We start from the raw sequence: 21,018 nt of genomic DNA, 5'->3' as shown, positions 1-21,018 counted from the left end.
GCCACCGCTGCCACACCGTACGCGGCGGACCCCCACCGATCAGCCGCGTCGACAAGCCCGTGGGTCGGTACGCCTAGCCTGCCGAGAGGAGTCGCACAGGCGAACCGGCCAGGTAGGCGCGGATGTTGTCCACCGCCTGGCCGTAGTACGTCGCGTAATTGGCGCGGGAGACGTAACCGAGGTGCGGCGTGGCGAGGAGGCGGGGAGCCCTGCGCATCGGGTGGTCGGCGGGCAGGGGTTCGATGTCGAAGACGTCGAGGCCGGCGCCGGCGATCCGGCCCTCGTACAGTGCGGCGAGCAGGGCGTCCTGGTCGACGATGGCCGCGCGTGAGGTGTTGACCAGGTACGTGGTCGGCTTCAGGAGGGCGAGTTCGGCGGGGCCGAGCAGGCCGCGGGTGCGGTCGCTCAGCGCGAGGTGGACCGAGACGAAGTCGCTGTTTTCGAGAAGGTCTTCCTTGGAGGGAGCGAGTTCCACGCCGGCCTCGTCGGCGCGCTCACGGGTCAGGTTCTGGCTCCAGGCGTGGACTTCCATGCCGAAGGCGAGGCCGACCTGGGCGACGCGGCTGCCGATCTTCCCCAGGCCGAGCAGCCCGAGACGCCGTCCGTACAGGTCGGCGCCGACCGTGCTCTGCCATGGGCCGCCGGAGCGCAGGGCGCCGCTCTCCTCGACGATGCCGCGGGCGAGGCCCAGCAGCAGCGCCCAGGTCAGCTCGACGGGCGGGGTGGAGGAACTGGCCGTACCGCACACTGTGACGCCGTGCGCCTCGGCGGCCGCGTAGTCGATGACCGAGTTCCGCATGCCGGAGGCGACGATCAATTTCAGCCGGGGCAGCCTGGCGATCAGCGACCCGGGGAACGGCACGCGCTCGCGCAGGGTCACCACGATGTCGAAGTCGGCCAGGACCGCGGCCAGGGCGCCCTCGCCGTCGATGTGCCGGTCGAAGGACACGACCTCCACGTCGTCCGCGACCACCGACCAGTCGGCGACCTCGGTCGCCACCTTCTGGAAGTCGTCCAGCACAGCACAGCGCAACCGCACGGCACACCTCTTCACAGCCTGATCCGCTTCCACGGACCATGATCGCGGATGTACGGGGCGGTGGGAAGGCTGCTGGCAGCGTGGAGGGGAGCGGTCGAGGGGCGGGGGCGGACGGGGGTGGACAGGGGAGACAGCCCTGGCCGGGACCTTCGGTGCGGCCGTGGCGCTCCGCAGGGCCGGACGGCCCCGCGAGGGTGCCCGTCGCGACAGGAACCTGAACCGGCACTTCCATCCGTCCCCCGAACGGCTCGGTCTGGACGTCCGCTTCCCTGACCTGCGCCCCACCTGCGTGTCCCTGCTGCCGGGCCTGAGGAGCCCGCCGTACATCGTCCGGGCACAGCGCCCTGAACGTGACCATGAACATCTGCGCGCACGCCGCCATGACGGAGAACCGGGCCGCTCTGGACGAGCTGGGAGACCTGCTGTCCGGCGAGTGACGGGGTCGTTGCCGTCAGCGTTGCCGTCAGAGACACGAAACGCCCTGGAGGGGAGATCCCCTCTGGGACGTTTTTACTGGTAGGAGGTGGCGCCCCCGGCAGGACTCGAACCTGCGGCCAAGCGCTTAGAAGGCGCCTGCTCTATCCACTGAGCTACGGGGGCCGGGTGTGGTGGCCTCTGTCTGGGTGCCCGGGTGTGGGCCGATCCGTGACGTTGCCGGGGACAAGGATAGGGCTCCCGCGTCCTCGTCCCTGTTGCTTCACCTCCGTGGCTCGATGTGGAGGTTCGGTGAAGCGGTCCTGATAATCGCAGGCAGGTACGAATCGTGCATCGCTTTTGGCGCCTGACGCATCGGGTGTTGTGCACTCGTTATGCCTGGACTGTGCCCGCGTCCCAGTCGTCCCTTCCGCCCCTTGTGTCCTATCGGCGCGCAGGCATGCTCATATGCTTCCGAATTCCCCTAAAATTGGGCATTCTTCACATGTGGTGACCTTGGACGTACGGCCTCAGCTGCTCGACGCACTCTCCGCCCTGCGCGACCGTGTCGCCGCCGCACGCTTCCCGCTGCCCCTGGCCGGGGCCCCACGCGCGCGTGCCAACCGCGACGAACTCCTCGCGCAGCTCGACGACTACTTGGTGCCCCGGCTGAGGGACCCCGAAGCGCCACTTCTGGCCGTCGTCGGCGGCTCCACCGGGGCCGGCAAGTCCACCCTGGTGAACTCCCTCGTGGGGCGGCGCGTCAGCGAGGCGGGCGTGTTGCGGCCGACGACCCGGACCCCGGTGCTGGTCTGCCATCCGGAGGACCAGCACTGGTTCAGCGGGATGCGCGTGCTGCCCGACCTCACCCGCGTGTGGGTGCCCCAGCAGGACGCCATGGACGACCTGCTGCTCCCGGGCGAGAACCCGGCGCGCGTGCTGCGCGTCGAGACCGTCGAGACCCTGCCCCCCGGCCTCGCCCTGCTCGACGCTCCCGACATCGACTCCCTGGTGGCCGACAACCGTGTTCTGGCCGCCGAACTCATCTGCGCCGCAGACATCTGGGTGATGGTCACCACAGCCGCCCGCTACGCCGACGCCGTCCCCTGGCACATGCTGCGCACCGCCAAGGAGTACGACGTCACCCTCGTGACCGTGCTCGACCGGGTGCCGCACCAGGTGGTCAACGAGGTGTCGCGGCAGTACGGGGCCTTGCTCACCAAGGCCGGGCTCGGCGAGGTGCCGCGCTTCACCGTGCCCGAACTGCCCGAGTCAGCCTGGGGAGGGGGTCTGCTGCCGGCCTCCGCCGTCGCCCAGCTGCGCAACTGGCTCCTGCACCAGGCCCAGGACCCCGCGGCCCGGCGGCAGGTCCTGGCCCGTACGGCGTACGGCGTCCTCGACTCCCTCTCCTCCCGGATGCCCGAGCTGGCCGGTGCCGCCGCCGCGCAGTACGCCGCCGCGCTGCGCCTCACCTCCGCCGTCGAGTCGGCGTACGACAGCGAGCGAGCGCGCGTGCGGGGCCGGTTGCAGGCCGGGGCCGTGCTCGCCGGTGACGCGCTCAAGCGGTGGCGTGCCTTCCCCCTGGACTGCACCGCCGGCGAACTCCTCGACGCGCTGGTGGAGAGCCTGAGCGCGCTGCTGCTGTGCGCCGTCACCGCCGCCGACGAGCGCGTGGACGACGCCTGGCGGCGCGAACCCGCCTCGGCAGCCCCGGAACTCGCCGCGCGCGAACCCGCGGCGGACAGCGTCGAGCACCGGATCGGGCTCGCCGTCCGGCGCTGGCGGCGCGAGCTGGAGGAACACGCCGAGGACGAGGTGCGCGAACTGGACCGTGCCCTCGCACCGGATCCTGAGGTGGTCGCCGCCCTGGTCGCCACCTCCCTGCTCGGCGGCCGCCGGGGCCGGACGGCCGGCGAGGGGCTCGCCGAACGCATCGGCGCCCACGGCGCGCTGCGGCTGCGCGACCGGGCCGGACGGCTGCTCGCCGAGCACGTCGACCGGGTCCTGCACGCCGAACGCGAGCGCCGGCTCGCCCCCCTCGACGCCCTCGACGTCCATCCCGAACCGCAGGCCGAACTCATCGCCGCACTGTCCGTACTGCAGAAGGAGAGGTGACCGGTGACCGCCATCACTGACCAGGACCCCACCGAGCACGCCGATCAGCCGGACGGCGAGGCGAACCGGGCACGCGGCGCCGGAAGCCCGGCCCCGGGCACCGCGCCGGGCGAGCGCGCGGCCCGTACGGGCTCCCCTGAGTCCTGGGACGACGGACTCATCGCCCGCCGGGTCACCGAGAGCCCCGAAGGGCCCGCGTTCCCCGCGCTGGACAGCCGCTCCGCCGCCCCGGCGACGGTCACCCCGCTCGTCTACGACGGACCGCTGCGCTCCCGGCTGGAGGCCCTGCGCGAGCTCGTCGGCCTCTCCCGTACCCGGCTCGACAGCCGGACCCTGTCCGAGGCCGGCCGGGTCCTCGACGAGGCGTCCGCCCGGCGCAGACTGTCCGGTCAGCACACCGTCGTCGCCATCGCGGGCGCCACCGGCAGTGGCAAGTCACAGCTGTTCAACGCGCTCGCCGGGGTGGCCATCTCGGAGACGGGAGTACGTCGTCCCACCACCGCCGCGCCCATCGCGTGCAGTTGGAGCGACGGGGCCGCGAGCCTCATCGAACGGCTCGGCATCCCGCCCCGGCTGCGCCGTCGGCCGCTGCCCGCCGGGGACGGCGAGTCGCCGCTGCGCGGACTCGTCCTGATCGACCTGCCCGACCACGACTCCGCCGCCGTACAGCACCGCGAGCACGTCGACCGCATCCTGGCGCTCGTCGACGCGGTCATCTGGGTCGTCGACCCGGAGAAATACGCCGACGCCGTCCTGCACGAGCGGTACCTGCGGCCGATGGCGGCACACGCCGAGGTCATGTTCGTCGTCCTCAACCAGATCGACCGACTGCCCGGGGAGGCCGCCGAGCAGGTCCTGGACGACCTGCGGCGGCTCCTCGACGAGGACGGCATCGCCCTCGGGGAGTACGGGGAGCCCGGTACGACCGTCCTCGCGCTCTCCGCGCTCACCGGGGACGGCGTCGGCGAACTGCGCGAGGCACTCGGCCAGTTCGTCTCCGAGCGCGGCGCACCGGCCCGGCGCATCGCGGCCGACGTGGACATCGCGGCGGCCCGGCTGTGGCCCGTCTACGCCACCCGGCGGCGGACCGGGCTCAGCGAACAGGCCAGGGAGGAGTTCGCCGACCGGCTCGCGGACGCGGTCGGGGCCACCGCCGCGGGCGAGGCGGCCGAACGGGCCTGGTTGCGCAACGCCAACCGCGCCTGCGGCACGCCCTGGCTGCGGCTGTGGCGCTGGTACCAGGACCGTGGCGAACCCGCCACCGGCCGGATCACCTCCCGCACGCAGGCCGACGAGGAGGCCACCGCGCGGCAGCGGGTCGAGCAGGCCGTGCGCACGGTGGCCGACCGGGCCTCGGCCGGACTGCCCGCGCCGTGGGCCCAGGCGGTGCGCGAGGCGGCCGCCCGCGGCGCGCAGGGACTGCCCGAGGCGCTGGACGAACTGTCCGTGCGCGCGGGCGTGCCCTCCGGGCGGCCACCGCGGCCGGGGTGGTGGCCGGTGGCCGTGCTGGCCCAGGCATCGATGACGATCCTGCAGTTCGCCGGCGGGCTGTGGCTGCTGGGCCAGATCGTCGGGATCATGGCGTCGAACCTGGGCGTGCCGGTGCTGCTGATGGTGGTCGGCATCGTCGGCGGCCCGCTCATCGAGTGGAGCTGCAAGATGGCGGCCCGCGGCCCGGGCCGGCGCTACGGCCTGGAGGCCGAGCGGCGCTTGCGGGAGGCGGCGGCCGGGTGCGGCAGGGCGCGGGTGCTGGATCCGGTGGCGGCGGAGCTGCTGCGGTACCAGGAGGTGCGGGAACAGTACGGGAGGGTGGTCGGGGCCTGAGGCCCCGGCGGGGAGCCCGCCCCTCCTCTGATGCCGCTCCGCGTCACCCGTGCGGGTGACGGAGTTATTCACAGGTGAGAGGGCGGTCCACAGCGTTCAGCGGGCCGGGCCCGGCGGCGGCAGTCTGGGGGACACAGCCGTACGGGGCGGGCCCGTAGGTGTGCCGGCCCGGAGTCGGAGCCGGGCGAGGGAGGGGTACGCGATGAACGAGACGATGGTGTGCGCGGTCGGCAGGGTGGCGACGCAGCCGGTGTACCGGGAGATGGCGTCCGGGCCGTCGGCGAGGTTCCGGCTGGCGGTGACCGCGCGCTACTGGGACCGCGAGAAGAACACGTGGACGGACGGGCACACCAACTTCTTCACGGTGTGGGCCAACCGCCAGCTCGCCACGAACACGGCGGCGTCGCTGACGGTGGGCGAGCCGGTGATCGTGCAGGGCAGGCTCAAGGTGCGCACCGATGTGCGCGAGGGGCAGAGCTGGACCTCGGCGGACATCGACGCGGTCGCGATCGGCCATGACCTGGCCTGGGGCACCTCCGCCTTCCGGCGCGGAGGCAAGCAGGAGGCGACGGCGCCACCGCCCCGGCCGGAACCCAACTGGGAGACACCGCCGGACGGTTCGGGCGATTCCCGGGAGGCCGTCCCGCAACGGGCTGACGAGGCAGCGCTCTTGACGTGACGTCAGTCACCGCCGCTCCGTCCGAACTGCGGCTTATCGACGGGTCCGCACCCGAACGACCAGGGCGGACAAGTCGATAAGCCCTGCTCACCAGGGGTCTCGGCGATAACGATTCCGAGTCGGAATACTCATCGGACCGTCTGACCGGCGGGCGGGCTCCGCAGCCTCCCTAGGATGCCGGAATGGCTCTTGAGGCTCCTGGGGCCATAGAGGCTTTCGAAATCTGCAGGTGGGACCGTCCCCCCACGTCACAGGTCCCGCTCGAAGGAGATGTGGTGTTTGCTTCGGTGTCGGCGGTGTTCGCACGCAGGCGAGGGGCGGCCCGCTTCGCCGCCACGACGCTGGTGACCGGCCTCGTCGCCGCGGGCGCGCTGGCCGGTGCCGGCCCGGCGGCCGCCGACGAGACGACGCGCAGCCAGGGCGGAGCGACCGCGACGATAGCCGGGCTCAAGACGTACGGCACCGCCGTCATACAGGGCGCCACCGGCGAACAGCAGGTCTCGGCGGGCCTGTTCGAGATGTCCGTCGAGGGCGGCGGCACGCTGCAGACGTACTGCGTCGACCTGCACAACCCCACCCAGCGGGACGCCAAGTACCACGAGACGCCCTGGAGCGGGACGTCCCTGGGGGTCAACCGGGACGCCGGCAGGATCCGCTGGATCCTGCAGAACTCCTACCCGCAGGTCAACGACCTCGCGGCACTGGCCCGGAAGGCCGGGGTCCGTGGCGCGCTGACCGAGCAGGACGCGGCGGCCGGCACGCAGGTGGCGATCTGGCGCTACTCGGACGACGTGGCCGTCGACGCGCTCGACCCCCAGGCCGAGCAGCTCGCCGACTACCTGCAGAAGAACGCCCGCGCCCTGCCCGAGCCCCAGGCCTCGCTGACCCTCGACCCGCCGGCCGTCTCCGGCCGGCCGGGCGAGCGGATCGGCCCGGTGACGGTGCGCACCAACGCCGGTGCCGCGACGCTCACCCCGCCCGCGGACGCCGCCACGACCGGGGTGCGCATCGTCGACCGGCGTGGCGAGGAGGTCACGTCGGCGTCCGACGGCGGGCAGGTGTTCTTCGAGGTGCCCGAGGACGCGGTGGCCGGCTCGGCGGAACTGACCGTGCAGGCCTCGACGACCGTGCCGGTGGGTCGCGCCTTCGCCTCGGAGAGCCGCAGCCAGACGCAGATCCTGGCCGGTTCCAGCGAGTCGACGGTGTCGGCGACGGCGGGGGCGAGCTGGGCGAAGGAGGGCGCGATACCGGCCCTGTCGGCGGTGAAGAACTGCGCTGAGGGCGGTGTCGACGTCACCGCGGCCAACAAGGGCGACGAGCCGTTCACGTTCGACCTGGTGGGCTTGGAGCACACGATCGCGCCCGGCGAGACCAGGACGATCACGGTGCCGCTCCAGGAGGATCAGGCCTACGACTTCACCGTCCACGGGCCCGGCGGTCTCACCCAGCGCTTCACGGGCCTGCTGGACTGCCAGGTCCAGGGCGCCGAGCCGGACACCAGCACGCAGACCCTGACCGAACCGAGCCCGGCCGTGCAGGGCTCCGCCACGGACAGCAACCTCGCCGAGACCGGCGGCTCGGGTCTGACGCCCCTGATCGGCGGCATCGCCATCGGCCTGGTCGTGATCGGCGGGGCGACGCTGATCGTGCTGCGGCGCAGGGAGACGACGGCGGGGGACTGACCCGGGGCGCACGACTCACGGTTCCGCACCCTGCCGATTCGGGAGACTCCGGTGCCGTGCGCCGGCCGGCGGCGCGGATCCGAGAAGGGACACCCGTCCCGCCTCACGTCGTCCTCGACCTCTCCTCTCGCGATCGCCGGACCGTCCACACACAGCCCGCCAGTCCGAGTGAGCAACGCCATGAAGTCGGCCCGCAGGTGCGGGAGCTGCCCGGCACCCCCGCAGGGCCACCGGCAGGACCAGGACGGTGAGGACTCTCGCGGTCGCCATGGCCGCGGCGTAGCTGGTCCAGCCACCGTGGCGGAGGCCCAGCCTCGTCCCCAGGGGACCGGAGGGGATCTGCACGAGCAGGTGGACGCCCGCGCAGTGGAGCAGCATCACGGCGAAGATCACGAACGGGGCACGTCCCGCCGACGGGGTCGCCGGCCGGTGCGGCGCCGTAGGCGTCGACGGCTGAGGCAGGAGGACGAGGTAGGTGAGCAGCAGGATCGCACCGCTCAGATGCATGGCGCAGAGGTGACGTCCGACCGGACGGAGAGCACCACGCGCCGCGCCGCCCGGCCCGGCGGACGGGCCATGTCCGTGTACACACAACCCCCTGACGCCCGCCGGCGCCCCTTTGCTGGGCGGCACAGTACAACCACCGGCCGGAACGCAGCCGAGGTGCTCGCACCGGGCGCCGGTCACGAACCCCCAGGTCACAGACCCCCGCCCATACGCGTTTCCACCCAGGGGTGGCGGTACGGCAAGATGGGGTGTATCTGCCCACTGCCAGTTTCAAGCTGCCGGACGGTTTCTCTTGGCTGAGTTCATTTACACCATGCGCAAGGCGCGCAAAGCGCACGGCGACAAGGTGATCCTCGACGACGTGACGACGAGCTTCCTGCCGGGGGCGAAGATCGGCGTCGTCGGCCCGAACGGCGCCGGCAAGTCGACGATCCTGAAGATCATGGCCGGCATCGAGCAGCCGTCCAACGGTGACGCCTTCCTCACGCCCGGTTACACGGTCGGCATCCTGCTCCAGGAGCCGCCGCTGAACGAGGAGAAGACCGTCCTGGAGAACGTCCAGGAGGGTGTCGCCGAGATCAAGGGCAAGCTCGACCGGTTCAACGAGATCGCCGAGCAGATGGCGACCGACTACTCCGACGAGCTCATGGACGAGATGGGCAAGCTCCAGGAGCAGCTCGACCACGCCAACGCCTGGGACCTCGACGCCCAACTGGAGCAGGCCATGGACGCCCTGGGCTGCCCGCCCGGCGACTGGGCCGTCACCAACCTCTCCGGTGGTGAGCGCCGCCGCGTCGCGCTGTGCAAGCTGCTGCTGGAGCAGCCCGACCTGCTGCTGCTCGACGAGCCCACCAACCACCTCGACGCCGAGTCGGTGAACTGGCTGGAGCAGCACCTGGCCAAGTACCCGGGCACCGTCGTCGCGGTCACCCACGACCGGTACTTCCTCGACAACGTCGCCCAGTGGATCTGCGAGGTCGACCGCGGTCGCCTCTACCCCTACGAGGGCAACTACTCGAAGTACCTGGAGACCAAGGCCGCCCGCCTCAAGGTCGAGGGGCAGAAGGACGCCAAGCGGCAGAAGCGGCTCAAGGAAGAGCTGGAGTGGGTGCGGTCCAACGCCAAGGGGCGTCAGGCCAAGTCCAAGGCGCGTCTGGCCCGCTACGAGGAGATGGCCGCCGAGGCCGACAAGATGCGGAAGCTGGACTTCGAGGAGATCCAGATCCCGCCGGGCCCGCGTCTGGGCAACGTCGTCGTCGAGGTCAACAACCTCACCAAGGGCTTCGGCGACAAGCTGCTCATCGACGACCTCTCCTTCACCCTGCCGCGCAACGGCATCGTGGGCATCATCGGCCCGAACGGCGCCGGCAAGACCACCCTGTTCAAGATGATCCAGGGCATCGAGGAGCCGGACTCCGGCTCCATCAAGGTCGGCGACACCGTCAAGATCTCGTACGTGGACCAGAGCCGCGAGAACATCGACCCCAAGAAGACCCTGTGGGCCGTCGTCTCCGACGAGCTGGACTACATCAACGTCGGCCAGGTCGAGATGCCGAGCCGCGCGTACGTCTCCGCCTTCGGGTTCAAGGGGCCGGACCAGCAGAAGCCGGCCGGCGTGCTCTCCGGCGGTGAGCGCAACCGGCTGAACCTCGCGCTCACCCTCAAGCAGGGCGGCAACCTGCTGCTCCTCGACGAGCCGACCAACGACCTCGACGTCGAGACCCTCTCCAGCCTGGAGAACGCGCTGCTGGAGTTCCCCGGCTGCGCCGTCGTCGTCTCCCACGACCGGTGGTTCCTGGACCGCATCGCCACGCACATCCTCGCCTACGAGGGCGAGTCCAAGTGGTTCTGGTTCGAGGGCAACTTCGAGTCCTACGAGAAGAACAAGGTCGAGCGGCTCGGCCCGGACGCCTCCCGTCCGCACCGCGCCACCTACAAGAAGCTGACCCGGGGCTGATCTTGCGGCACATCTACCGCTGCCCGCTGCGCTGGGCGGACATGGACGCGTACGGCCACGTCAACAACGTGGTGTTCCTCCGCTACCTGGAGGAGGCCCGTATCGACTTCCTGTTCCGCCCGGACAAGGACTTTCAGCAGGGGTCCGTGGTGGCTCGCCATGAGATCGACTACAAGCGGCAGCTCGTCCACCGGCACCACCCGGTGGACGTCGAGCTGTGGGTCACGGAGATCAGGGCGGCGTCCTTCACCCTCACCTACGAGGTGAAGGACGGCGACCAGATCTACGTGCGCGCCTCGACGGTGATCGTGCCGTTCGACTTCGAGGCGCAGCGCCCGCGCCGGATCACCGCGGAGGAGCGGGAGTTCCTCCGCGAGTACATGGACGACGACGAGGAGGAGGCCGTCGCCGCATGACGGTGCTCCACCTCGCCGACGAGGGGGAGGCGGCGGATCTCGCCGCCTTCCTCTCCCGGCTGCTCCACTACGACCGCGGGGCCGCGGTGCGTCTGCAGGCCGCGGGCACCGCGCTCGCCGCCTTCGGGCGGCCGCCGTCCTTCGAGGTGCTGGCGATCCGCGCGGTCCGGCTGGCGAAGCCGTACGAGAACGGGCTCGACGTCACGCTGGACGTGACCGTGTCCGCCGGTGAGCTGCTGGAGTCGGTGGACGAGAAGGGCGCCACGGCCGTCGTGCCGGGCGCGGTGACCGGGCCGCCGTGGGCCGGTGTGCTGCCGCCGCGCGGCGGCTGGCGGCCCGAGCCGGGGCTGCCCGCGCCGGAGGCGCTGCGGTCCCTGGTGGCCGCCGCGGTCGCCGAGTTCCGCTCCCGCACGCAGGAGTTGCCCGACGAGCGGCGCACCCGCGGCGAGCTGGACCGGATCGGCCGGGACATCTGGTCCCGCACGGTCGGCGACACCCGGCTCCCCGTCCGGGCCGTGCACGCGGCGCAGTCGCTCGGCTTCCTGCGGCCCGGGGCGCCGCCGGCCCTGTTCTCGTCGGGCGCCTGGCTCCGGCTGCGCACGCCCTACGGGTCGACAGCCGTACGGCGGGCCGGGCTCGGGGCGCTGGACGTCAGTGTCCGCTGACCGGCTCCTCGGTGGGCGCCGGTCCGGTCAGCCCGGGGTGTTCACCATCGACGCCGCCGCGTACGTCAGGTAGTTCCACAGCGTGTGCTCGTGCTCCTCGGACAGGCCGAGCTCCTCGACGGCGACCCGCATGTGCTTCAGCCAGGCGTCGTGCGCCGCGCGGTCGACCGTGAAGGGCGCGTGCCGCATCCGCAGGCGCGGGTGGCCGCGGTTCTCGCTGTACGTCGTGGGGCCGCCCCAGTACTGGATGAGGAAGAGCGTGAGGCGCTCCTCGGCCGGGCCCAGGTCCTCCTCGGGGTACATGGGCCGCAGCAGCGGGTCCTCGGCGACTCCCTCGTAGAAACGGTGGACGAGCCGACGGAAGGTCTCCTCCCCGCCGACCTGCTCGTAGAAGGTCTGCTCCTGAAGCGTGCCGCGCCGAATCTCTTTCACGCCGTCCATGGTCTCAGACGCGCAGACATAGGACTCAAGACCTAGGACCGGCCCGAAGATCCTCGCCTTACTGTGGAGACATGGGCGGCCACGGCAGGGAACTCGACTCACTCGCCGCCTCCGCGCGGGCGGCGCTGGTACGGCGGATCGAGGCGAGCGGAGCCTGGGCCGCGGACCCGGCTTGGCGGGAGGCGTTCGCGGCGGTGCCGCGCCACCTCTTCGTGCCGTACTACTACGTCGGCGTCGCCGGGGGCTTCGAACGCCGCTGGGGCGAGAGCCCGGAGCGCGAGGCACGCGAGCGGTGGCTGCGCGGCGCCTACGAGGACACCCCGCTGGCGACCCGGCTGCGCGACGGTGAGCTGCTGTCGTCCAGCAGCCAGCCGTCCCTGATGGCGGACATGCTGGTCGCGCTGGACGTGCATGACGGGCACTGCGTGCTGGAGATCGGGGCCGGGACCGGGTACAACGCCGCGCTGCTGGCCCACCGGCTCGGTGACGACCGGGTCACCACCGTCGACCTCGACCCGGAGATCACCGAGTCGGCCCGCCGGCACCTGGCCGCGGCCGGGTATCGCCCGGTCGTCGTCACCGGCGACGGGGCCCGGGGCGTGCCCGAGCGGGCGCCGTTCGACCGGATCATCGCCACCTGCGCCCTGAGCACGGTGCCGCGGGCCTGGCTCGCCCAATGCCGTCCCGGTGGCCGCGTCCTGCTGCCGCTCGCCACCGGCCTGATCGTGCTCACGGTCGGCGACGCCGGGCACGCCGAGGGGCGGTTCCTGCACACGCCCGCCTACTTCGTCCCGCTGCGCGGCGGGGGCCGGCCCGTGGGCGAACCGCTCCAGCTGGGCGGGGTGCCGCACCGGGCCCGGGAGGACGACCTGTTCCGCTTCCTGCTGGCCCTGACCCGCGGCAGCCTCGACCCGCAGGAGGCGCACGCGCTGTGGGAGCAGGAGGGCAGGCCACAGCGCGAGCGCTACGGCATCACCGTCAGCGGGGACCGGGAGTGGGCCTGGCTGGACGACCCGGAGGGGCCGTACGCCTGGCCCCTCCCGCCCTCCTGACCCGTATGTACGGGCCGGCTCTAGCCGCGGCGGATCGTGATCGTCGTCCAGGCGCCCACGTGCACCCGGTCGCCGTCCTGCAGCGGTACCGGGACGAACGGCTGGATCGGCTCCTCCGAGCCGTTGACCGTCGTGCCGTTCGTCGAGTTCTGGTCGACGACCGCCCAGCTGCCGTCCGGCTGCTGGACCAGCACCGCGTGCTGGTGCGAGACGCCCGGGTCCTCGGGAGGCGTCGACAGGTCGATGTCGGGGGTGTCGCCGGTGGAGTGCCGGCGGCGGCCGATCGTGATCTGGTTGCCGGTGAGCGTGCGCTGCTGCTCGGGCGAGTACGCGGGCAGGTTCAGACCCGCTGCCTCGGGGCCGGAGCGCTGCATCATCGCCATGAAGTACTCGCGGTCCGGGCCGATCGTCGCGGTCCACGTCGTCGGGCCCTGAGGGGCCTGGGGCTGCTGCGGGAAGCCGCCGGGTCCGGGCGGGGCCTGGGTCGTGCCGGGCTGCGGGTAGCCGTAGCCACCGCCCTGACCGGGGCCGCCCGGGCCGCCGGAGGGCGGGGAGATCACCCAGTCGTCGTCACCGCCGCCGAAGGACGGACCGCCCTGCTGCGGCGGACGCCGGGTCTCCTGCGGGTAGCCGGGCGGGGCGGGCGGGCCGGACTGGTGGTAGGCCTGCGGAGCGCCGGGGCCACCGTGTCCACCGGGACCGCCGTGTCCACCGGGACCGGGCGGGGGCGGGACCGGGCGGGACGGGTCGGGACCGAATCCGGGCGGGCCGCCGGGACCCCCGGGTCCGGGGTGGCCGCCGGGGCCGCCTTGGCCGGGCCGGCCGGACGGGTCGCCGCCGAAGGGCGGGATCGGCTCGGCCGGGCGGTTCATCTGCGAGGGGCGGGAGCTCTGGTAGTCGAACCCGTCACCGCCGCCGTACGACGGGCCTGCCGGACCGGGCCGGCCCGGCTGCTGGAAGCGCACGCCCTGGCCGGGCGCCGGCGGAGGCGGGGCAGCGGGGGTGTACGAGGTCGCCGTGTTCGTCAGGAAGTTCCACCGGCACTCCTCGCAGAACGGCGCGCCGCCCTCCCGGGGCGTACGGCACTGCGGGCAGAGCTCCGGCTCGGCGTTCGGCACGGCGGACAGGTGCGGCGGGCGACCGCCGGGCTGGCCACCCGGGCCGCCGGGACCGGCGGCCGGCGGGAAGCCGTAGCCGCCGCCGGGCGGGGGCGGCGGGGGAGGCGGAGGCACGGCACCCGCCATGCGGTGACCGCAGACCTCGCACCAGTCGTCGGAACCCGACTGGTGTCCGTTCGGGCAGGTCGGCATGTCGGCGCGTCCCTCCTTCGATCTCTTCTAGGTCACTTCTTCACGCGAACAGTCTTGGTGGACCGGGTTTCGAGCGTCATCTCGTCGGCCTCCTCGACCTTCGCCTTCAGTCGCACAGTACCGGTCGCGGCGTCGACCACGTCCACCACCTTCGCAAGCAGTTTCGCAGTATCGGCGTTCCCGGAGGCACTCGCGAGCTGAACGGCCCGGCCCAGTTTGGCCGTTGCTCCGTCGATATCGCCTGACTTGCGCAGATCAAGCCCCTGTTGGATGACTTGTGCCAGTTCGGCCTGCCCGGTGTAGTGGGCGACCTGCGGGTTGATCGACGTCGAGGCGACCATGTCGTCCGTCCACACGGCCCGGACCAGGCCCTGCGCGCCGAGGTTCTGGACGCTGCCGTCGGGCTGCGGGACGACCAGCGAGATCCGGGCCGCCAGCATCTCCTGGCCGAGGCCGGCGGGCGGCACCTCGACGCAGACGTGGTAGTCACGGGACTCGTCGCCCCAGGAACCCAGGGGGTAGTCACCCGCGCGCGGGCCCGGCTCGGTGCGCCGCCCGGTCAGTTCCTCGACCGTGGGGGCGACCTGCTTGACGAACTTCACCGTCGTGCCGACCGGGGTCCACAGCCGCAGGGAGACGTCCGCCACCTCCTTGCCCATCGCCGTCTCCATCATCCGCGTGAAGTCGGCGGCGAGCCCGGCCGGATCGGCGACGATGTCGGCCGTGCCGAGCAGGGCGGAGGCGATCCCTGTGACTTCTTTCACTTCCCAGTCGGTGCCCACGCCGCGCGCGTCACATGTGAAGCGCCCGGCGCACGCGTCGAGCGCGGCCTTCAGGTCCTCGGGCGACTCGTGCTCGTTGCGGCCGTCGGTGAGCAGGATGCCGTGCCGGATGGCGACGTCCGCGGAGGACAGCAGGCGGTCGGCCAGGCGCAGCCAGGTGCCGATCGCCGTACCGCCGCCCGCGCTCAGCGAACGCAGCGCCTGCTTGGCCTGGGCCCGGGTCGTGGCGTCGGCGACCGCGACCCGGCCGCCGCCCGGGTAGACCTCCTTGGCCACGTGTGTCCCGCCGACCACCGCGAAGTGCACACCGTCGCGCAGGGTGTCGATCGCGGCGGCAGTGGCGTCCCGGGCGTTGCGCATCTTGGTCGGCGGATAGTCCATCGACCCCGAGCAGTCGACCATGATCGCCACGGCGGCGGACGGGCCCTGGCCGGGCGCGTAGAGGTGGGGCGACGCGACCGCGCTGCCGATCGTGCCGCCGCCGGTCGCCGTCACCGTGACGATGGCGTTGACCTCGCCGGAGCCCTCCGGCAGGTACTCGTTCTGGTACACGTCCACCGAGAACCGCGGCACGTTCGACTTCGAGAAATTGGCCATGCCTGCTTCGCTCCCCCTTCAAAGCCCCCGCCGCGGCGGGGTGACGACAGGACGCGGACCAGTCCCCTCCGGTCCGCAGAGGCGTCCCCGTACGTGGCCTCAGGCCGATCCTGCCCCCTGGGAGACGGCCGGGAACGGCACGAGGGCCACTGTTACGTTGTCGTGGCCCCCGCCGTCCAGGGCGTGGCCGACGAGCACCCGGGCGCTGTGCAGCGGATGCGCGGCCGCGTCGAGCGGCACGACCCGGGCCATCTCGTCGGCCGCCTCCGCGTAGTTCCACAGACCGTCCGTGCAGACCACCACCACGCCCGGGCGGTCCGGCTTGAACGCGGCCGTGTGCGGTTCCAGTTCGTAGGCGTCGGCGCCGAGCCAGCCGGTGATCGCGTGGGCGCGCTCGTCGGCGTAGGCCTCGGCCTCGTTCATCAGGCCGGCGGCGACCATCTGCGCGGCCCAGGAGTCGTCCTCGGTGAGCCGGGCGGGGGGAGCGGCGCGGTCGACCGGCACCCAGTAGGCGCGGCTGTCGCCGACCCAGCCGACGATCAGCAGGCCGGACGTCACCACCGCGCCGACGATGGTGCACGCGGGGGCGTTCTGGTGCGGGGCGTGCTCGCGGGCCGTGGCGGGCTCCTCGGCCAGCGAGTTGACCGCGCGGGAGGCGGCGACGATCGCGTCGTGCATCGCCTGCTGCGGGTGCGTGCCCCGGGGCAGCGCGGCCAGCAGGGACTCGCTCGCCGCCTTCGAGGCCGCCAGCGAGGCGTCGTCGGGGCGGGTCGCCGAGGAGACGCCGTCGCAGACGATCGCCACGGAGGCGGGGGAGCCGTCGGGCAGCGCGGTGCTGCCGATGGCGAACGCGTCCTCGTTGCGGTGGTGGCGCAGGCCGCGGTCGCTGACCGCGGCCACCGGGCCGGACTCCTGCTCCATGTGGTCCCGTTCGCGCGGCTGGGCGTGGCCGCAGTTCTCGCAGTAGCCGTCGTCGTCCACGCGGCCGGCTCGGCAGGCGACGCAGACCTTGCCGCCGGCGCCGTCGGCCCGCGCCGCCGGGTCGGCGGACACCCGTGGGTCCGGTGCCTGGAGGAGGTACTCGTCGGGCTGGGCCCGCCCGGCGCCGGCCGGGACGGTGTGACCGCCGGGCTCCGCCGGCCGGTCGAAGCGGACGCCGGCGGCCGGGGCCGGCGGGGCGCTCGGGGGCGGGGGCGTGCCCGGGGGCAGGGCGGAGCCGCCCGATTCGGTGCCCGGGAGGTCCGTCGGCAGGTGCACCGGACCCGGGGCGCCCGGGCCGCCCGGCCCGGGGGCGGGCCAGGCCACGTCGCCCGGGGGCGCCGACGGGGGCTCGGGGTACGCGCCGGCCGGAGCGCCCTGCGCGGGCACCGAACCGTTCATGGCGATGGTCGGGTTGTCCTGAGGCCGTGACGGCACGGCGGACAGGTCGTATCCGCACGCGCCGCAGAAACGGTCACCCGATTCGAGCGGTTCCTCGCAACTCGGGCAGGCGGACAACTGGGGCATCTGCGACATCAACTACACCCACGTCCGGGGGCGGTAACGATTGGCACGTTCCACCAGGTCGATCCTCTCCTCGCCGCCCCGCGCCAGCCGGGCCAGCGTGCGGTACGAACGTTCCAGGCCGAAGCGCAGGCCCCGTTCGTCCAGGCCGCTGCCGAGCAGCGTCCGTCCTCCGGCGGCGGGAGGGGCGGAACCCTGGCCCCCGGAGAGTACCCAGTCCAGGGCGCAACCGAGGACTTCGGCGGACAGCCGCTCGCGGCGCGCCGGATCCAGACCGTACGCCTCCAGCGCCTCGACCTGCGCGGCGGCGGCCGTCAGGTCCTCCAGGAACGGTCCGTCCGGCGCCGTCGCCGTGCGCTGCCGCAGCCGGGCCCGGACCGCCGCCACCCGCGCGGCCGTGTAGTGGATGGACGACTCCGGCACCGACTCCAGTGTCCGTACGGCGGCGCGCCGGTCCCCGGTCGCCAGCTGCACCCGGGCGAGGCCGAACGCGGCACTCACATAGCTCGGGTCGGTCGACCACACCAGCCGGTAGTACTCGGCGGCGTTGTCGAGCTGGCCCAGCACCTCCGCGCACAGCCCCAGCGCCAGCTTGGGCGCGATCTCGCCCGGGAAGGCGTCGTAGATCGCGTCGAAGGCCAGCGCGGCACCCTCGTCGTCGCCCGTGACCAGGGCGGCCAGGCCCCGGTACCAGACCACCCGCCAGTCGTCGGGCCGCTCGCCCTCCAGGGCGGCCAGCGTCCGCAGGGCGGCGCCCGGATCGCCCGTCTCCAGCCATGCCCGGGTCTGCCGCAGCCGGGTCTCGGTCGACGGCGCCGGGGCGGCCGCGAGGGCGCCGAGCAGCTCGGCCGGGGCCGAGGTCATCAGACCCGCGAGGAAACCGGCGTTGGGGTCGGTCGGGTCGACGCGGGGGACGGGCAGGGCCAGGGCGGCGGCGGCCGTGTCGACGGGCTTGACCAGGCCGGGTGCGGCGGGGCCGGCGGCCGGGGGCGGGCTGTGCGTGCGGGCCGCACCGGGTGCGACGCCGTACCGGCCGGCCCCGGCGGGGAGCGGGGGCGCGGGAGCCGGGGCCGCCGTGGACAGCGCGGCGGCGGGCGTGCCGGGGGCGGGGAGCGCGGCGGTGGGGCGGCGCCCGGTGCGTACCGTACGGGCTCCCAGCCGGGACACTTCTCCGTCCAGCGTCGGGAACAACTCCGTGTCCGTGACCCGCAGTTCCGGTCCGAACAGCGTGGACAGCGCGGGCCGGGCGCGGCCCGTCTGCAGGGAGACGACCTCGCGCAGCACGCCCGTCAGCTGCTCGGTCATCTCCTGCGCGGAGGCGAAACGGCGGGCCGGGTCGGGGTCCGTGGCGCGGACCAGCAGGCGGTAGAACGACTCGTACTGCCGGAAGACCTCGATGTGGTCCGGGTCGGGCAGGGAGTCGGCGTAGACGTTCGTGTAGCCCTGGAAGTCGAAGGCCAGGACGGCGAGGGTGCGCGCGACCGTGTACAGGTCACTGGCCACCGACGGGCCCGCCTCGGCCACCTCCGGGGCCTGGTAGCCGACCGTGCCGTAGATGGCCGACTCCTCGTCGTCCATCCTGCGCACCGCGCCCATGTCGATCAGCTTCAGCTGGTCCTCGGTCTGGATGGCGTTGTCGACCTTGAAGTCGCAGTAGAGGAGGTTGCGGCTGTGCAGGTGGCCGAGTGCCTCCAGCGCCTCGATGCCGTACGCGCAGGCCTGCTCCACCGGCAGCGGGTCGCGCCTGCCCTGCGCCGTGCGGCGGGCGTTGGCGATCTCCTTGAGGGACTTGCCGCCGACGTACTCCATGACGATGTAGCCGTCGAGCGAGCCCGTGCGCTGGTCCAGGTGCTCCACGAAGTTGTAGATCCGCACGATGTTGGCGTGCTCGATCTCCGCGAGGAAGCGCCGCTCGGAGATCGCCGCCGCCATCGCGTCCTGGTCGCCCGTGTCCAGCAGGCCCTTGAGGACCACCCAGCGGTCCGAGACCGCCCGGTCGACGGCGAGGTAGATCCAGCCCAGACCGCCGTGCGCGAGGCAGCCGACCACCTCGTACTGGCCGTGCACCACGTCCCCGGCCTTGAGCTTCGGCACGAACGAGTACGGGTGGCCGCACTTGGTGCAGAAGCCCTCCGTACGCCCCGGCCGGTCACCGCGCGCCCGCCCCACCGGAGCGCCGCAGTCCGAGCGCGAGCAGAACCGCTTCCGCTCGGGCACCTCGGGGCGGTCCAGGACCATCGCGCGCGGATCGGGCCGCGGGATCGGCGGCACCTGCACCAGCCCGGCGCCCAGCCGCCCCCGGGACGACGAACCGGCCGCGGATCCCGAGCTGCGCACCGACACCGAGCGGCCCGTCGACCGGCCCGACAGGGAGCGCGAGAGCCGTCCCGACACCGACCGGCGCGACTTCGACGACTGCGAGGACGTGCGGGAGCTGCGGCCGCTGGAGCGGGAGCCGGCGCTGCCGGAGCCGCGGGAGCCGCCCCTGCCGCCGGCGGTGATGCCGGTGGGGGGCGAGCCGACCATGCCCTCCCCGGAGGGGGCAGGCGCGACGACCGGGGCGAGACCGCAGGTGTCGCAGTACAGCTCGCCGCCGCCCACGTCCTCGTACGCGCCCTCGCAGGAGGGGCGCTGGCAGCCGCGCGCGGGGCCGGGTGGTTCCTGCGGTGCCTGACTCATGGACTCCCCCTCGTCGCTCATGCGCCCGGCCCCCTCCGGTCGTCCTCGGGCCCGCCCTGGTCCGGCACCCGCGGGCCGCCGAGCAGCTCGGCGGCCGCCTGCTGGTAGCGCAGCACCGCCTGCTCGGCGGCGCGCAGGTCGCAGGGGGCGCTCCACAGCATGCGGCGCGCCTTCTCGTAGCGCTCCACCAGCAGCGTGTCCTCCGCGAAGCCGTGCCGGGCCACCTTCGCCTTGTACGCGTCGAGCCGGCCGCGCAGCTCGGCGCGGACCGCCAGCGGCGCGGTGACGGCCGTCAACGACTCCCGGGCGCGCAGCAGTTCGTCCTCCGCCTTCTGCTCCAGCGACTCCAGGAGCGGGGACAGGCGGTGCCACTGCCCCTGCCGGCGGTACTCCGCGGCGGTCGCCAGCTGCTCCTGCAGCGCCGTGGGCGGGCCGCTGACGACCGGCACCTCCGTCGCGGCGATCTTCGCCAGGACCTCGCCGCGCGCGGTGCGCGCCTCGGCCAGCGTGCGGTCCGCGCGGCTGAGGACGTCCCGCAGCGCGACGATCCGCTTCTCCGCGTCCTGACGGACCGTCAGTACGGCGTCGATCTCGCGCCGGACGTCCTCCAGGGCGCGGGCCTCACGGTCGTACACCGTCGTGTCCGGCCGGCCGCCGCCGGGCGCCGAACTGCCCTCGGCGGGCTGCCAGAACGCCAGCGGGTCCGAGACCACCTGCTCCCGGAGCTTCGTCAGGGTGCGCGTGATGCGCTCCAGGTCGTCGCCCGCCGGATGCTCGCCGGGCCGCACCCCGACCGAGTGGGCGAGCCGGCGGGTGCGCTGCAACTCGGCCGCCAGCAGGTCGATCCGGGCCGGCAGCGCCGACCAGACCGCGTCGGCGGCGACCACCATGTCCAGGCTCGTCGCGTACAGCTCGTTCATCCGGTCGACGAGCGTGGCGAGCGAGTAGCGCTCACTGAGCTTGCCCGCGGTGCCGTGCGGCGTCGTGGCGCCGGCGGTCGCGGCGGCGCTGCCCGCCACCGTGACCGACTCGCCGTTGAGGAGCTCCGTCAGCTCCGCCAGGTCCTCGCGGCTGGACCAGCGGCGGCGGGCACGGATGTCGCGGGCGGAGCGCAGCGCGTCCGTGTACGCGTCGAAGTACGTCCACAGCAGCGTGATCGACGCCTCCGTGGACGCCCAGCGCTCCCGGGTCACGCCGGTGAGTTCGGCGCCCTCCAGGAGTCTGCGGCCCGCGTGGTCCTGCAGGGCGAGGAGCGAGGTCTCGATCGCCTCGTGCTCCGCGCCGAGCCGCGCCAGCGCACGGTCCACCTCGTCCCGGTCCATCACCGGCCCGGCGGGTCCCGTGACGCCCATCGAT

Annotated in this window: 15 protein-coding genes and 1 tRNA gene; 8 read left to right on the top strand and 8 right to left on the bottom strand. The window is 73.2% G+C overall.

Features of this window, described 5'->3' with window-relative positions:
• Positions 1–73: 73 nt before the first annotated feature.
• Together ABTZ58_RS04900 and ABTZ58_RS04895 are read right to left on the bottom strand one after the other, a co-directional pair.
• Positions 74–1,039 (bottom strand): D-2-hydroxyacid dehydrogenase family protein, encoded by a 966-nt coding sequence (locus ABTZ58_RS04900; protein ID WP_351350474.1) that lies wholly within the window; start codon positions 1,037–1,039, stop codon positions 74–76.
• Between the two features lie 524 nt (positions 1,040–1,563).
• Positions 1,564–1,639: transfer RNA gene (locus ABTZ58_RS04895), tRNA-Arg, on the bottom strand.
• A 321-nt stretch (positions 1,640–1,960) separates the two neighbouring features.
• Between ABTZ58_RS04895 and ABTZ58_RS04890 the strand changes: the two genes are divergently transcribed.
• From ABTZ58_RS04890 to ABTZ58_RS04860, 7 genes are all read left to right on the top strand, one after another.
• Positions 1,961–3,568, top strand: coding sequence for a dynamin family protein (locus ABTZ58_RS04890; RefSeq protein ID WP_351350472.1), 1,608 nt, complete (start codon positions 1,961–1,963; stop codon positions 3,566–3,568).
• A gap of 3 nt (positions 3,569–3,571) precedes the next feature.
• Positions 3,572–5,392 carry a YfjP family GTPase gene (locus ABTZ58_RS04885; protein ID WP_351350470.1) on the top strand — a complete coding sequence of 607 codons (1,821 nt, stop codon included), beginning with the start codon at positions 3,572–3,574 and terminating at the stop codon, positions 5,390–5,392.
• A 202-nt stretch (positions 5,393–5,594) separates the two neighbouring features.
• The gene (locus tag ABTZ58_RS04880) at positions 5,595–6,071 is read left to right on the top strand and encodes a single-stranded DNA-binding protein (RefSeq protein ID WP_351350468.1); all 477 of its coding nucleotides are present in this window, start codon (positions 5,595–5,597) and stop codon (positions 6,069–6,071) included.
• 275 nt (positions 6,072–6,346) lie between these two features.
• Entirely contained in the window at positions 6,347–7,753 is a 1,407-nt protein-coding gene (locus ABTZ58_RS04875) for a Cys-Gln thioester bond-forming surface protein (protein WP_351350466.1), read from the top strand.
• Positions 7,754–8,552: 799 nt separating this feature from the next.
• The gene (gene ettA, locus ABTZ58_RS04870; protein WP_037765916.1) at positions 8,553–10,217 is read left to right on the top strand and encodes an energy-dependent translational throttle protein EttA; all 1,665 of its coding nucleotides are present in this window, start codon (positions 8,553–8,555) and stop codon (positions 10,215–10,217) included.
• A 2-nt stretch (positions 10,218–10,219) separates the two neighbouring features.
• Positions 10,220–10,633 (top strand): acyl-CoA thioesterase, encoded by a 414-nt coding sequence (locus ABTZ58_RS04865; protein ID WP_351350464.1) that lies wholly within the window; start codon positions 10,220–10,222, stop codon positions 10,631–10,633.
• The gene (locus tag ABTZ58_RS04860; protein WP_351350462.1) at positions 10,630–11,298 is read left to right on the top strand and encodes a DUF8010 domain-containing protein; all 669 of its coding nucleotides are present in this window, start codon (positions 10,630–10,632) and stop codon (positions 11,296–11,298) included. The genes ABTZ58_RS04865 and ABTZ58_RS04860 overlap by 4 nt, the downstream gene beginning before the upstream one ends.
• A gap of 27 nt (positions 11,299–11,325) precedes the next feature.
• Here the strand turns inward: ABTZ58_RS04860 and ABTZ58_RS04855 are convergent, their stop codons facing one another.
• Positions 11,326–11,739, bottom strand: coding sequence for a globin (locus tag ABTZ58_RS04855; protein ID WP_094055540.1), 414 nt, complete (start codon positions 11,737–11,739; stop codon positions 11,326–11,328).
• 71 nt (positions 11,740–11,810) lie between these two features.
• On the opposite strand from ABTZ58_RS04855, the gene ABTZ58_RS04850 reads away from it, so the two are divergent.
• Positions 11,811–12,791 carry a methyltransferase domain-containing protein gene (locus ABTZ58_RS04850; protein WP_351350459.1) on the top strand — a complete coding sequence of 327 codons (981 nt, stop codon included), beginning with the start codon at positions 11,811–11,813 and terminating at the stop codon, positions 12,789–12,791.
• Positions 12,792–12,811: 20 nt separating this feature from the next.
• Here ABTZ58_RS04850 and ABTZ58_RS04845 read toward each other — a convergent pair whose 3' ends face one another.
• The 5 genes from ABTZ58_RS04845 to ABTZ58_RS04825 form a co-directional block, all read right to left on the bottom strand.
• A complete protein-coding gene (locus tag ABTZ58_RS04845; RefSeq protein WP_351350457.1) occupies positions 12,812–14,101 on the bottom strand; it encodes an FHA domain-containing protein in 1,290 nt (429 codons plus the stop codon).
• Between the two features lie 32 nt (positions 14,102–14,133).
• On the bottom strand, positions 14,134–15,480 hold the full coding sequence (locus ABTZ58_RS04840) for a vWA domain-containing protein (RefSeq protein WP_351350455.1): 1,347 nt from the start codon (positions 15,478–15,480) through the stop codon (positions 14,134–14,136).
• A gap of 99 nt (positions 15,481–15,579) precedes the next feature.
• Positions 15,580–16,995: a PP2C family protein-serine/threonine phosphatase gene (locus ABTZ58_RS04835; protein WP_351350453.1), complete on the bottom strand. Its 1,416-nt coding sequence runs from the start codon at positions 16,993–16,995 to the stop codon at positions 15,580–15,582.
• A gap of 3 nt (positions 16,996–16,998) precedes the next feature.
• On the bottom strand, positions 16,999–19,662 hold the full coding sequence (locus ABTZ58_RS04830) for a serine/threonine-protein kinase (RefSeq protein ID WP_351350969.1): 2,664 nt from the start codon (positions 19,660–19,662) through the stop codon (positions 16,999–17,001).
• Between the two features lie 17 nt (positions 19,663–19,679).
• Positions 19,680–21,014 carry a coiled-coil domain-containing protein gene (locus ABTZ58_RS04825; RefSeq protein WP_351350451.1) on the bottom strand — a complete coding sequence of 445 codons (1,335 nt, stop codon included), beginning with the start codon at positions 21,012–21,014 and terminating at the stop codon, positions 19,680–19,682.
• Between the last annotated feature and the right edge of the window lie 4 nt (positions 21,015–21,018).

Origin of the sequence: Streptomyces sp. NPDC094143 (assembly GCF_040303825.1) — a bacterium.
Taxonomy (GTDB): Bacteria; Actinomycetota; Actinomycetes; order Streptomycetales; family Streptomycetaceae; genus Streptomyces.
Note: the sequence above shows the minus strand (reverse complement) of the source record. Positions and strands in the feature narration are given on the sequence as shown.